Genomic DNA, 13,824 nt, shown 5'->3' on the forward strand with positions numbered 1-13,824 from the left:
CAAAAGAGAATAATCAAGGTTCAGAGCCAAGTGCTGATGCAGTTGAAGATACGACAAACCGGACTTCATTAATCGTCTCTAGTAAACAGATAAATGAAGCTGAACAGACCAATCCGGCTACGCCCATAGAACTTACTGATTTGAAAGGCAAAGCATTTGTGCTGGGAGGAGGAATCGACGGAAACGTTTGCGAAATAACAGAGGCATGCGATTGCTGCAACGCAGACTTAATGTTCATATCAGAAAAGCTGTTTGTGTACGACAACCTATGCGAAGGGCATTACGTGAGAAAAGGAAACTACAAACTGAAAGGAAACCAGATAACGTTGGAGTTTGAACCACAGTTAGTGAGTTATTATCATAATGAAGAAAGCGAAACCAATACCAATGTTCCAGAAAGAGTTTTAAAATCGGAGAACAAGCCAATCCCAAAGGAGACTTACACCATTGGCAAGTGCAAAGGATTTTTAATAATAACCAATAATATCAAAAGTGAAGATATTGCCTTTCCCGTCGGTATTCTAAAAGAGAGTTCTACAATGAAGGGAAAGATTGATATCCTTAAGCAAATTGGGGCCTGGAAACTGCTTGCATTAAAATAAATTTGGCTAACAAGGTGCATAAGCCATGTTTACTTCTGGTGGAATCTGGAGAAATAAAACCTACACAGCACTAACTACATAACCCCTGCTCCAGCACATTGCCATCCCGCCATTTATATTACATCAATATTCACCAATCTTATTATTCATGAAATCCACAAAAGTTATTGCATTACTAATCCTTACAATAAGCTCCCTTTCTCTTGGCTGTACCGCTCCAGAGACTGAAGGCCAAAGCCAACTTAAACAATTAGTTTCCTCAGAATCAAATGAAAGGAAATTCCCTAGGCCTGTTGGGTATGTAAATGACTTTGAGAATATTCTAACCCCTGAGCAGGTTGAAGCGCTAAACAAGATACTTGTTGATTACAAGCAAAAAAGAACAAATGAGATAGCAGTAGTGACCGTACCTTCTATTGCGCCTTACTCAGATTTCGACGAGTATGCGTTGGAGTTGTCAAAAGAATGGGGCGTAGGAGAAAAAGGCAAGAATAATGGGCTAACCATTGTTTTCAGCAAGACATTAACCAGGGTAAGAATCTCCACCGGGCTTGGTACTGAAAAAATTCTCACAGATGAGGTATGCCAACGGGTTGTTGACCAGATTATGGTTCCTAACTTCCAGAAAGGCAAATTATATGAGGGTATTTCCTTAGGCACGGCAGAACTGATCAAACTCTGGCAATAGCAATGCAAAACACCACCAACCCCTAATCCCCCTTTGCGCCTGGTTTTGGCCAGATTCCGGAAAAAGAGCCGCTAAACGCTTTTTCTGTAAAACCTTCCGCGCAAGCGAAATCCCGCCTTACCTTTGGGCAAACAAATTTCGTTTCGCTCCATGACCATACGCGCCATTTGCACAGATATTGACGGCACCCTGCTCAACCGTGACCGCGAACTTTCTGCCAGAACCATTGCCGCCGTGCAGCGCCTGCCCAAAGACGTGCCGTTTATCTTGGCTTCTTCGCGCATGCCCAGCGCCATGCGCCACTTGCAGGAGCAACTGGGTATTCTGCACCACCCGCTCATCTGCTTCAACGGCGGCTACGTGCTGCTGTATGAAGACAGCGCCCAAGCCCCTCAGGTACTGGACACCGTCCAGATTCCGGCTCCGGTCTGCGGGCGCATAGCCGAACTGGCCCAAGGCACCAGCATCCACGTGAGTCTCTACCAAGACGATGCCTGGCACGCGCCGCAGGAAGACGAGTGGACCGCCCGCGAAATCAGGAACACCAAGGTAATGCCCCATATCTGCACCATCACAGACGTGCTACAGGAATGGCAAAGTACCTCTACCGGCGCACACAAGGTCATGTGCATGGGTCCCGAGGCGGAAATCCAGCGGCTGTGGGAAACACTTACCCAGGAGTACGGCAGCCAACTGCACGTTTACCGTTCCAAGAGCACGTACCTGGAGATTGCGCCCAAAACCATTTCCAAGGCCACCGCGCTGGAGCTGCTCCTGCAACACCGCTATGATTTCGGGATGGAGGCGGTCATAGCCTTCGGCGATAATTACAATGACATTGAGTTGCTGCAAGCGGTGGGGCTGGGCATAGCCGTGGGCAACGCGCGCGACGAGGTAAAGGCCGTGGCTCAGGAGGTAACCGCCCCCAGCGTAGAAGACGGCGTGGCCATCGCCATTGAGCAATACTGCCTCTAAGGCGGGCGCTTTCCTCAAAGTAAGTGCGGTATCTTACTTGTCCCGTGCCGTTTGCGTATATAGCAGCATATTTAATGTACCCACATGAGAACCATCAAGAAAATCCATAAAGCCGAATATTCGCCCATCGCCGATCTGGTCACGTATTCGCCTTTGCCTTCGCGCAGCCTGCAGCAGATAGATCCGTTTCTGTTCCTCAACCACCACGGCCACCAGGTATACAAGCCCAATAACCGCGGACTTCCGTTCGGGCCGCACCCGCACCGGGGCATGGAGACCGTGACCTTCATCCTGGAGGGCGACATCATGCACAAAGACTCAGGGGGCCACGAGAGCGTGATCACGGCAGGCGGCGTGCAGTGGATGACCGCGGGCCGGGGCCTCATCCATGCAGAGGTTTCTTCGTCTGAGTTCAAGAAAACGGGCGGGCCGCTGGAGATTCTGCAACTGTGGGTAAACCTGCCGGCCAAACTCAAAATGACCGAACCGCGCTATGAGGGCCTGCAAAAGGAAGACATTCCCAGCTTCACGCTAGACGAAGGGAAGGTCTCCGTAAACCTGGTTTCGGGGAACTGGGAGGAACACACCGGCGCGTTTGAAACGCTGTCAGACATCATGCTCAGCACCGTGTACTTCCAGGCTGGCGGAAAGCTTACGCTACAGGTACCCGCTGAGCGCAACCTCTTCTTCTATATTATCAAAGGCACCCTCACCGTGAACGGACAGGAAGTGCCGTTCAGGAATCTGGTGGAGTTCAACAATGACGCGCCAGAACTACAGATAGAGGCCTCAGAAGACAGCATCCTGCTCTTGGGGCACGCGATGCCGTTCAGGGAGCCGGTGGTGGCCCAAGGTCCCTTCGTGATGAACACCGAGGCCGAAATCTACCAGGCGTACCAAGATTATCAACAGGGCAAGTTCGGTTCCTGGAACCACTAAGGAAAGAATAAAGATCAGAAGAAATCGCGTTTAGGGGTTGTTTTTGGAAAAAGAGCCCCTAAACGCAATTTTGTTTTTTTATGGCGGCCGCGGTCTAATCCAGGATAAACTTCTTCCTGGGCCGGAGCGCAGGCGGAATCTCCTGCCCAACCATTTCCAGCAACGAGGCCTCAATGGTCTGACTGATGGCGTTCAGGGCCAAGTCATTCGGCTCCGTGCCGAAGGGTTCCTCAATTTCGGTCACAATGGAATCCAGGGCCATGAAGGTGTAGGCCACAAACACCACTATGAGCGGGGTCATCCAGCCAATGCTGTCCACCAGACCAAACGGCAACAGGAAACAGTAGAGGTACACCGTGCGGTGCAGCAACACGCTGTAGGTATACGGAATGGGCGTGCTGGCAATGCGCTCGCAGCCTCCCACAATATTGGAGAGCTGGTTCAGGTTGTGGTCAAAGGCGGCCTGGGTGATGGAATCTATTTTTCCGGTTTCTTTACCGGTCTGCACCCAATGCCCCATCTCCCTCAAGAGCAGAATAGGTTTGAATCTGGCGTTCTGCAATTGCTGCACCAAGTCTGGCGGGAGCAACCGCCTGAAATCTTCCTGCGGATCTGTCTTTCGGAGTTGGTGCTTGAGGGCGTAGGTAAAGGCGATGAGCAGGCGCACAAACACCAGCACTTCCCGTGAGCCTGCCGTGTACCCCGACATGGTAATGGCTTGCCGGGTGAGGGAGCGGGTGTCAATGAGCAGGGCGCCCCAGAGCTTTCGGCCCTCCCAGAAACGGTCATAGCTGGCGCTGTTCCGGAAACCCAGGAAAATGGCCAGCGCCACGCCCAGCAAGGTAAAGGCCGCCGGGTTCAACGGAATCTTGTATTCAAACAGTTTCCCCTGCACGTACACCACGCCCACAGAAACCAGGAACAGCGCGCCCAGCCGGGGCAGAATGGCCGGTAACACAGAGCCCTTCCAGACGAAGAGCATTTTAAACCAGTTCTCTCTTTCTCTTACAATCATTGCACAACTGCTACGGTGTTTTCTCCCAGGCAGGTTGCCCACCCGCAAAGGTACGGGCGCCGGTTACAAGTCAAAAGCAAATGGTCTCCCCTCTCCCGTGCCTCCGGCTGTTGCCTGCCGTTTAGGGGCTCTTTTTCCAAAAACAGCCCCTAAACGGCAGCGCCCGGTGTTGGTGCACCGGGCGCTGCCGTTATTTCCTCCAATGGTTTAACGGCTACTTAACTTTATCGGCTTTGGCTTTGACAAGCTCCACGGCACGACGCATGTTCTGTACCTGTAGCCGGGCGGCTTCCTGCTGTTTCAGGTTGGTTTCCACTTCTTTGTTCAGTTGTTCCAGCTCCTGGGCATTGGCCACCAAAGCCGCCTCCAGTTCCAGTTTCCGCTGGTGGTTTTTGGCAATTCTGGTCTGGATCTCATTAGCCTGGCGCACCACCCGGTCTTCCTCCAGTTGGGAGTTGACCACTACTTTCTCGGCGTCCGCTACCTGCTGCTGAATGTCCTGGAGGTACATGCTGCGGGCGAACTGCTGCAACAGCGCCTCAGCCCGGGCCCACTCCTGGGCGGTCTCTTTCTTACTCACATAAGCATTTCCCATGTCTAAAGACCACCACACCATGGTTCCTCCCTGGGCGGCTTCCACTTTGGAGACAATGCGTAAGGGCTTACTGCTGATGGTGTCCATCTTGCCACTTTCCACGGTATAAATCCCCTTAGACGCCAAGGCTTTGGGGGTAGGCAGAAGGGAAGGACCTTTGACCGCGCCGCCAGACTTTTCCTTCAGATACGAAGCCCACGCCTTCTCCACCGCTTTGCTGTCTGAGGGAACCATGATGCGTTGGCCTTTGCGGGTAATGCCGTTCACCTCCACCTCGATTTCCTCCACCTGCGGGCTCTGCGCCCAGGCAGAAGCGCTTACCCCCAGAAAAATAAGCAGCGCCAGGCCCGCAATGATCTTTGTATAGTTTCCTTTCATGTTTCTCCTTCCCTTGATTTGTCTTGATGAAATACTGGAATAGCAGCCCAGGACACCCTGCGCCCTCACAAATTTAAACGGCCCCGCCATAGTTTAAAAGAAGCAAATCAAAACTAAATTGCCTCCATTCCTGTTTTCAGAGCTATGAACGTGACCGTCTGCCGAAAAGAAAATTTCAATGCTGCCCACCGGCTCCACAACCCCCACTGGACCGAGGAGGAGAACCAACGGGTCTTCGGGCTGTGCAACAACCCCCATTATCACGGCCATAACTATGACCTGGTGGTAAAGCTCACCGGCCCCGTAGACGAGGAAACCGGCTATGTCTATGACATGAAAAAGCTGAGTCTTCTGATAAAAGCGGAAATTTTAGATAAATTTGACCACAAAAACCTGAATTTGGACACTGAGGAGTTTCAACAGCTTAACCCCACCGCCGAGAATATCGCCGTAGTCATCTGGCAGCGCCTGCGCCCTCACCTCCCGGAAGACTTTGCATTGTCCGTCACTTTATTTGAAACCGAACGAAATTTTGTTGAATACCATGGATAGAAGGGATTGGAACGAGGAAGATCCCGAAGAAGAGCATTTGGCTGGTTCTTTAGACACGCCTCTGCGCCCAGACGCGTTTGACCTCACTGATGAGCAGAAGATAAACGGCATTGAGCACCACTTCCGGGAGATCATGCAACTGCTGGGCCTGGACCTGGAAGACGATAGCCTCAAAGGCACACCGCGCCGGGTGGCTAAAATGTACGTGAAGGAGATTTTTGACGGACTTAACCCAGAGAACCGGCCTAACGCCCGCCTGTTTGAGAACAAATACGGGTACCGCCAGATGCTGGTGGAGCGAGACATCACCTTATATTCTAGCTGCGAGCACCATTTTGTGCCCATCATTGGCAAAGCCCACGTGGCCTATATCCCCAATGAGCACGTGATCGGGTTGTCTAAACTAAACCGTATTGTGCAGTACTATGGCCGCCGCCCGCAGGTGCAGGAACGCCTCACCCGCCAGATTGCCCAGGAACTGCGCGATGTGCTCAAGACCGAGAACGTAGCCGTCTACATTGAGGCCGACCACCTGTGCGTGATGAGCCGCGGCGTGAACGATGTGAGCAGCAGCACCATCACCTCTGAGTACTCCGGCTTGTTTGAGCAGGAAGCGTACCGACTGGAGTTTTTGCAGGCCATCCGGCACCATAAATAACCTAAAAGAGGAATAGGCATAAAGATGAATTTTTCAGGCGAACGCTGTGTTTCCATTTTCGCTAGTCTTAAAAAGAGTGACTGCCTTACCAACCCGGTACATTCCCGTATAAGTTGGTCTGAGCCTAGACTGTAGAGAACGCAACATGTCAGAAAAGATACTGATTGCCGGGGGTACCGGTTTAGTGGGAACACGTTTGTCAGAGATGCTGATTGACAGCGGTTATGAGGTGGGCCACCTCAGCCGTACCCCTAACAAGTACGCTCGTTACAAAACCTTTAAGTGGGACTTAGAAAAAGGTCTTATTGACGAAAACGCCATTAGGTACGCTGACTATGTCATTAACCTGGCGGGCACCAGCGTAGCCGGCGAGAAATGGTCGGCGGCGCGCAAAAGCCAGATCCTGAGCAGCCGCATCAAGTCCACGAACCTGCTCTGCCACTATCTGGAGAAAACGCCTAATCATGTGAAGGGCTTTCTGGCTTCCTCGGCGGTGGGCATCTACGGCAACTCCGGTGACCGGCTCATGACCGAAGAAAGCAGCTACGGCTCAGATTTCCTGGCCGAAGTATGCAAACAATGGGAGCAGGCTTCGTGGCAAGTGCATAACCTGGGCATCAGGACCGTTATCTTCCGGATTGGCATTGTGTTGAGCAACAAAGGAGGCGCCCTCCCTCAAATAGCCAAACCCGTGAAAATGATGGCGGGCGCTCCCTTGGGCTCCGGCAAGCAGTTTATGTCCTGGATTCACATTGACGACTTGTGCCGCCTGTTTATCAGGGCCATGGAAGACCGCCAGATACAGGGAGTGTACAACGCCGTAGCGCCGCACCCAGCCTCTAACGAGGAACTGACCAGAACACTTGCCAAAGTCATGCACCGGCCCATGGTCTTCCCCAATATTCCGGCCATTGGCTTGAAATTAGTCTTAGGCGAAATGAGTGAGGTAGTGTTGGGTGGCTCCCGCGTAAGTGCCACCAAAGTACTGCAAACGGGTTTCACTTTTGAGTACAACCACCTGCAAGAGGCCCTGGAGTCACTCTATGACAAAAACAGCTGACAGCGCCAAAACAAGAACGCCCGTTACCAAGTAGCGGGCGTTCTTGTTTTGGCGCTGTTTTTGGAAAATAAGCCGCTAAACGCCTCTCCACCCTCCTTGGTTACCTATCCTTCTCTAAAGGGCTTTCTTCCCAGCCCAAGATTCCGAGGCTATGGCATTCCCCCTTCCGCTGGTTTTGGGCAAAACCAGCGGAAGATGACTACTCACTAATAAGTATTTTATTAAGCCAAACGTGATGTTAAGCACTTTTCCTGAGGCTTTCTCTGTTCATGGCTCAATTAAATAAGTCAATATTTTATTAAATATATAACATCATAGTACTTTCAATAGCTACAATTAAAAATTGCCTTCACATAGAGTGCATTAATTGCCAATATTTAAACTATGTTTATTTATTATTATATTTTTTTGATTTAGATCTGGATTGATTTAATTTAGTAGTTGCATTAGAAGAAGTAGCTAAGCAAAGACAAGTACAAAAATAGAATAAACCTAATATAAAGATCTGCCGGTATTGCTGCTATTAATAAGGCAAGGATAGCTGAAAATGAATGAGTCCTTCACATAATTCATTAGTCAAAATGAAAAGCTTTTACCCCTTCTAACCTTAACATATTAGTTCAGCAAGGCGTTAGCAACACTCTAAAACACTCTCAATAAGCGCCTTTCACAGCTCCCCACTCCAGAATTTTGCTTTTGCTGTGTCTATGGAAGAACAAGAACGTTGAGGTTATCTGGTTCTGTTACCTTAACATTACCCATACGTTATAGCTAAGTAAAATTAAATATTCTCAGGACTAAAGTTCATTTTTTACAAACCAAATCAACTAGTTTCAACGTATCTACTTCGCTCACCCTTAGCAACACCATAATAAATATCAATTTAAACATATATAGATCTGGAGTGTTCTCTGGATAGAACCTGAAAAAGAATCCATAGGCAGACCATTAGAGTTCAATGCAACTTTACTGATCTGTCTGAGCAGGCTTCTTTCAAGAATGATTTCTGGTAACGTAGCCGCGTGCGTCAATGCGTCTACCATCTCTTTTGATAATGTGCTGCATGAACATAAGAACAGCTGCGTCCAGCAAAAAAAGACTAGGCTGTTATTAATCTCGGAATTATGGAAAAATCAGTATTACCCCCTGATTACCGCTCAACTCCCCTTTTGGCATCTATGGTAGTGCAGATGAAACAATGGCTTACCTATCAGTTCTGTCAGTTGCAAAAAGGATCTTTGAAGGAGCTTTTCTTCCATACACCCGTCCCCCACTACTTACTCCCGGAAGAAACCGGAACTCAAGACTTGAACTTTTATAGTTCTGTTCCAAAGGAACGTACCCATTCACCCAGCCATAAATACACTCCCGTAGATATGCCTGGCGGATTACTTGCAGGCAACTGGGGGCTTATTTCCCCAATAGGAACAGCCCATATCCCTGCGCAACCAATTGGCCTGTGGCAACTCACCGCAGATCTTCTCAAAGCAGGAAGTTGGGAATACAACGTGCAAACAGATCACTTTTTAAGTACAGACAATCTCCCCTCTCTTTTCAAGGCGCCATCAAAATCTTTCAACAGTTTCTCAACGATAATAAATTTGTTACGGGAAGAAGATCAGAAGAGCCTGAGAGAACACTGGGAGCTGGCGGTGGCCTACGGCGCTACATTTGACCAAACAGTACGCCTAGCCGACCACACAGCCACAGAGGTGTGGCTGCAGATGAAAGCTAAGCCTGTTTTCAAAGACACTGCGCTTTTGAAGGTTGTTGGCACTGTACAAGATGTTTCTGAGCATGTGCACCAAGAACAGCAATTAATCCGCGCTAAAACCAGCGCAGAGGAAGCCACCAGAGCTAAAACGGAATTTGTCTCCCTCATCAGCCATGAGATAAGAACTCCCATCAACGCCATCATTGGCCTTACGCACCTGTTGCTGCAGGAGGAAAAAGCAGGGCAGGAAAACCGGAATCTACAGAGCATCAATTTTTCGGCGCAAAGTCTGCTTTCGCTCATTAATAACACCTTGGAGTACTCCAGAATAGACATGGGCAAGGTAGAGCTGGAGCAAGTGAACTTCAACCTGAAAGACCTCCTGAAGAACATCTACCAATCCTTGGCCCTGAGAGCCGCAGAAAAGCAACTTGCTTTTGACTTGATCCTTGATCCGCATCTTCCGCAGGAGATCACCGGTGACTCCGCAAGACTGACGCAGATCATCAACAACCTCACCAGCAACGCCCTTAAGTTCACCAAGCAAGGGCGGGTCAGTATCTCAGCGGAGGTGCTCTATCAGTCAGACAAGGACTGCGTGCTTCAGTTTGCTATTTCAGATACCGGTATAGGCATCCATCCAGACCAGCAGGAGCAAATCTTTGAGAATTTTGTGCAGGCCAATGCGTCCATCCATCGGCATTACGGCGGAACCGGGCTTGGCCTGGCCATCACCAAGCAGTTGGTGGAGCTTCAGAAAGGCACTGTAAAGGTAGAAAGCACGCCAGGCAAAGGCTCTGTGTTTACTGTGAAGCTACGGTATCTGAAGGAACAGGCCCCTGCCGTGAAAGCGGTACCCGCCACCGCTCAAGCCCAAGACCCCAACAGCCTGAAGGAAGCAAGGGTTTTGGTGGTGGAAGACAATGAATTCAACCAGATGGTGGTAAGCCAATTGCTGGCGGGCTGGCAGGCCACCGCTGAACTGGCCGAAAACGGTTTGGTGGCCTTGGAGAAACTCAAAGACAAAGCCTATGACATAATTCTCATGGACCTCCACATGCCCTTCATGAACGGTTATGATGCCATGGCTGAAATCAGGAAACTGGGCCTAAAGATACCCATTGTGGCCTTAACCGCTACCGTGGGCCAGGAGGAGAAGTTGAGAATTGCAGCCGTTGGTGCCAATGATTATTTGGCTAAACCTTTCAGCCCGCAGCAGTTGTACCAGAAGCTCTCAAAACACCTGCAACTGCTGGAGGAGAAAACGGTGGTTATGGTGTAAGTCATTTTGCGTTTAGGGGCTGTTTTTTCAAAAAGAGCCCCTAAACGCAAACCTACTGCATCCTCACTGAATATGCCTTGTAACGGAAGAATACCTACTTCCCATGAGCAGAGATAGAGACCGGTCACCTGCTTCTTTTCGCCCACCCTTACCAGATGAAACTATGGTAGAATCTTCCCCCACAGCCCGTACCAAAATCTTCGTACTGGAAGACGACCCTTGGTATTCGCAGTTTCTCACGTACCACCTTTCGCTCAACCCAGACCATGACGTGGAGGTTTTCACCAGCGTAGAGGAGTTCCTGCAGCGCTTACCGGAAGCCCCCAACATTGTCACCCTGGACTATTGCCTCCCGGAACATTCCGGCGAAGCGGTGTTGGGCAAGATCATGGAAGTAAGCCCTGCGTCTTACACCATTATTGTGTCTGGGCAGGAAGACATCGGCAAAGCCGTGAATCTCATAAAGCTAGGTGCCTATGATTACGTGGCCAAAAACGGCGACACCAAAGAGCGCCTCTGGAGCATTGTGGAGAAGATAAAGCACAACACCAGCCTAAAGCAGGTAATTGAGGAGCTGCGGCAGGAGGTAAAGCAGAAATACAGCCTGGGCAATGAACTGGTAGGCACCTCCCCCGCCATGCAGAAAGTTTTCAATCTGGTAGAAAAAGCGGCTTCCAGCAACATCAACGTAACCATCACCGGCGAGACCGGAACCGGCAAAGAACTCATTGCCAAGGCTGTTCACCAGCACTCAGACCGGGCCAAGAAACGGTTTGTGGCCGTCAACATCTCGGCCATTCCCAGAGAACTGCTGGAAAGCGAGTTGTTTGGATATGAGAAGGGTGCTTTCACGGGGGCCGTAAGTCAGCGCATAGGTAAGTTTGAGGAGGCGAACGGTGGCATCCTTTTTCTGGATGAGATTGGCGAAATGGACATTCTGTTGCAGTCCAAACTGCTCAGGGTGCTGCAGGAGCGCGAGGTTACCCGCATTGGTTCCAATGAGACCATACCGGTAGACGTGCGCCTGCTAACCGCCACCAACAAGAACCTGCTGGAGGAGGTTCGCAAAGGCAACTTCCGGGAGGACCTGTATTACCGGTTGCTGGGGATTCAGATTCATCTGCCTCCTTTGCGCGAGCGCGAGAACGATGCCCTGCTCATTGCCAACAAACTGCTGAAAGAATTCTGCCTCCAGAACCAATTGCCTGCCAAAAGCTTTTCGGCCGAAGCCCTGCGGGCGATACGCCGTTACCCTTTCCCGGGCAACATACGGGAACTGAAGGCAGTGGTGGAAATGGCGGCCGTTCTCTCAGACAAAGAAACCATTACGCCAGAAGACATTCACCTCCAGGAAGCACAGCCTATTGATTCAAATGAGGAAAAGACTCTGGATGAGTACATCGCAGACATTGTGCAGCGCTACCTGATCAGGTATAACTACAACGTGGTGCACGTAGCGGACAAGCTCAAAATTGGCAAGTCTACCATCTACCGGATGATCAGGAAAAAGGAAGTGACCATTCACAAGCTGGAACCTACCTATCCTTAACCCAAGCGCTTGGCTGCTCCCTTGCAGTTGTGGGGTCTGCGTTTAGGGGCTCTTTTTGGAAAAACGGCTCCTAAACGCAAACTACCCCAACAATCACCCATTACTTTCAACAGCAATCCAATTACCAGTACAGTAACGCAGTCATTGATCTCCCAAAGAACAGGCTCTCCATGATAAAGCTCCTAAGTATCCTCTTTGAGGTTACTCCTCACCCCATGTATGTGAAAGACGCGAAGGGAAGATTTGTGATTGTGAACAGGGCCTTCGCGCATTTATTTGGTCTTACGCCAGAAGCAATCATTGAGAAAGGTGTTCTGGAAGAAGATTATTCACTGGAGCGGGACCTAGGCCTTCTGAACGCCCATGAAGTTGCTTCTCTTGAGGAATACTATAAAACCGCCACCGGTGCTGGCGCCTGGTTCCAAACCACCAAGAAAGTATTTATTGGTCCGGAGGGGGAAAAATACCTGTTGTCTATCTCTGGGGAGATCACAGCCTGTAAAACAGCCCTTCAGAAAAGCCAGGAGCATGCCCAGCTACAGCAAGAACAAGTGGACCAAATACGCCAATATTTCCTCAATTATATCAAAGCCACCCAAGAACTCTTGCCCTTGTTATTATCTGTTCCCCTTACCCCGGCACAGGAAAAAAGCCTTAGGGCTCTTAACTCCCTTTCAGGTAAAATGGAGGCCGAGCTTGCCGCTCTTGTCTCCCCTCCAGTGGCAGAAGACATGTCCCCAACACAAGAGCTTCAGCCTTCACCCCCAGAACCTATACTCTATGATTTCTCTTGCTTGGGCAATATTGCGGAAGATGCTGTTTTTATTCAGAAGATGCAGCGTTTGTTCATAGACATTGTGCCTGAGCAACTTACCACCCTCACAACGTCTGTGGCTAAAAGAGATTGGAAGGAAACAGCCACCATTGCTCATAAGCTGAAGTCAACGTACGCCAATATAAAAATAACTGAGGCTACTACCGCCATGAAAAAGATTGAGGAAAACGCCACCACCAGAAAAGACCTGGAGCAGATTCCTACTTTGCTGCAGCACGCCCGCGACATCACAGATAGAGTGGTGGCTATTTTCACGCGGGAACTTGGCTAAGCGTGTTTTCTCCTTCGTCTACCACACGTCCTGTGTTCGGAAAAGGCTCTCCTCATTCCAGCATTCCTTTAAAAAGTAAAGCTCAATCGATTTCCCAATATGAACTAGTTTGTTTCATTCTGGGAAACCATGGCTAGAAAGGCGGCTCTCCTTCCAGGCTAGAATTGCATATAAATAGCTCCTATTCGCTTCCAGGCATCATTTTAAAATATCTGACAGCTAATGATGCGTTTGGCACACTTTTCCCCTTATATAAACCAAGTTATTATAAATATGAGATAACTAATAACATATTCCTATTCCTCTTTTTACCATTCCCCTATATGAAAAAAAGATTACTCGTGATTGATGATGAACCCTCTATTGGCCTCATTCTGGAGCATTTCTTTTCCAAAGAATATGAAGTGGTAGTAAAGAAAAACGGACAGGAGGCTATGCTATGGCTACAGGAAGGGAACCTTACCGACTGTATTGTGGCCGATCTGGAAATGCCCTTCATGAATGGCTTAGAATTCATTAAGATTCTACGGGTAAGTTCCCTTTTAAAAGACATTCCGCTCATCATGCTATCTGGCAAAGACGAAACCAGAGACAAAATCCAATGCCTGCGGTTAGGAGCAGATGATTACATGGTTAAGCCGTTCAATCCTGAGGAACTTGACCTGCGCATCAAAAATATGGTAAAGAAGATCAACCTCTAAGCAGGGAGCG

At 49.6% G+C, this 13,824-nt stretch carries 13 protein-coding genes; 11 read left to right on the plus strand and 2 right to left on the minus strand.

The features are described 5' to 3' along the window. Nucleotides 1-140: 140 nt before the first annotated feature. The 4 genes from EFA69_RS00610 (at nt 141) to EFA69_RS00625 (ending at nt 3,204) form a co-directional block, all read left to right on the plus strand. On the plus strand, nt 141-602 hold the full coding sequence (locus EFA69_RS00610) for a hypothetical protein (protein ID WP_123131157.1): 462 nt from the start codon (nt 141-143) through the stop codon (nt 600-602). 148 nt (nt 603-750) lie between these two features. Then, the gene (locus EFA69_RS00615) at nt 751-1,290 is read left to right on the plus strand and encodes a TPM domain-containing protein (RefSeq protein WP_123131158.1); all 540 of its coding nucleotides are present in this window, start codon (nt 751-753) and stop codon (nt 1,288-1,290) included. Between the two features lie 150 nt (nt 1,291-1,440). Then, entirely contained in the window at nt 1,441-2,265 is an 825-nt protein-coding gene (locus tag EFA69_RS00620; protein WP_123131159.1) for a Cof-type HAD-IIB family hydrolase, read from the plus strand. Nucleotides 2,266-2,349: 84 nt separating this feature from the next. After that, nucleotides 2,350-3,204, plus strand: a complete 855-nt coding sequence (locus EFA69_RS00625; protein WP_123131160.1) for a pirin family protein — start codon at nt 2,350-2,352, stop codon at nt 3,202-3,204. A gap of 94 nt (nt 3,205-3,298) precedes the next feature. Here EFA69_RS00625 and EFA69_RS00630 read toward each other — a convergent pair whose 3' ends face one another. Beyond that, nucleotides 3,299-4,219: a bestrophin family protein gene (locus EFA69_RS00630; protein WP_123131161.1), complete on the minus strand. Its 921-nt coding sequence runs from the start codon at nt 4,217-4,219 to the stop codon at nt 3,299-3,301. A gap of 214 nt (nt 4,220-4,433) precedes the next feature. After that, nucleotides 4,434-5,192, minus strand: a complete 759-nt coding sequence (locus EFA69_RS00635; RefSeq protein ID WP_123131162.1) for a DNA repair ATPase — start codon at nt 5,190-5,192, stop codon at nt 4,434-4,436. 144 nt (nt 5,193-5,336) lie between these two features. Between EFA69_RS00635 and EFA69_RS00640 the strand changes: the two genes are divergently transcribed. The 7 genes from EFA69_RS00640 (at nt 5,337) to EFA69_RS00670 (ending at nt 13,814) form a co-directional block, all read left to right on the plus strand. Continuing rightward, nucleotides 5,337-5,744 carry a 6-pyruvoyl trahydropterin synthase family protein gene (locus tag EFA69_RS00640; RefSeq protein WP_123131163.1) on the plus strand — a complete coding sequence of 136 codons (408 nt, stop codon included), beginning with the start codon at nt 5,337-5,339 and terminating at the stop codon, nt 5,742-5,744. Further along, nucleotides 5,737-6,402: a GTP cyclohydrolase I FolE gene (folE, locus tag EFA69_RS00645; protein ID WP_123131164.1), complete on the plus strand. Its 666-nt coding sequence runs from the start codon at nt 5,737-5,739 to the stop codon at nt 6,400-6,402. The genes EFA69_RS00640 and folE overlap by 8 nt, the downstream gene beginning before the upstream one ends. Nucleotides 6,403-6,547: 145 nt before the next feature. Then, the gene (locus EFA69_RS00650; RefSeq protein WP_123131165.1) at nt 6,548-7,462 is read left to right on the plus strand and encodes a TIGR01777 family oxidoreductase; all 915 of its coding nucleotides are present in this window, start codon (nt 6,548-6,550) and stop codon (nt 7,460-7,462) included. A 1,601-nt stretch (nt 7,463-9,063) separates the two neighbouring features. Next, the gene (locus EFA69_RS00655) at nt 9,064-10,458 is read left to right on the plus strand and encodes an ATP-binding protein (RefSeq protein ID WP_183906645.1); all 1,395 of its coding nucleotides are present in this window, start codon (nt 9,064-9,066) and stop codon (nt 10,456-10,458) included. 163 nt (nt 10,459-10,621) lie between these two features. Further along, nucleotides 10,622-12,007, plus strand: coding sequence for a sigma-54-dependent transcriptional regulator (locus EFA69_RS00660; protein WP_123131167.1), 1,386 nt, complete (start codon nt 10,622-10,624; stop codon nt 12,005-12,007). A 170-nt stretch (nt 12,008-12,177) separates the two neighbouring features. After that, nucleotides 12,178-13,113 carry a PAS domain S-box protein gene (locus EFA69_RS00665; RefSeq protein WP_123131168.1) on the plus strand — a complete coding sequence of 312 codons (936 nt, stop codon included), beginning with the start codon at nt 12,178-12,180 and terminating at the stop codon, nt 13,111-13,113. A 323-nt stretch (nt 13,114-13,436) separates the two neighbouring features. Then, entirely contained in the window at nt 13,437-13,814 is a 378-nt protein-coding gene (locus tag EFA69_RS00670) for a response regulator transcription factor (protein WP_123131169.1), read from the plus strand. The last annotated feature ends 10 nt before the right edge of the window (nt 13,815-13,824 follow it).

Origin of the sequence: Rufibacter immobilis (assembly GCF_003721565.1) — a bacterium.
Lineage (GTDB): Bacteria > Bacteroidota > Bacteroidia > Cytophagales > Hymenobacteraceae > Nibribacter > Nibribacter immobilis.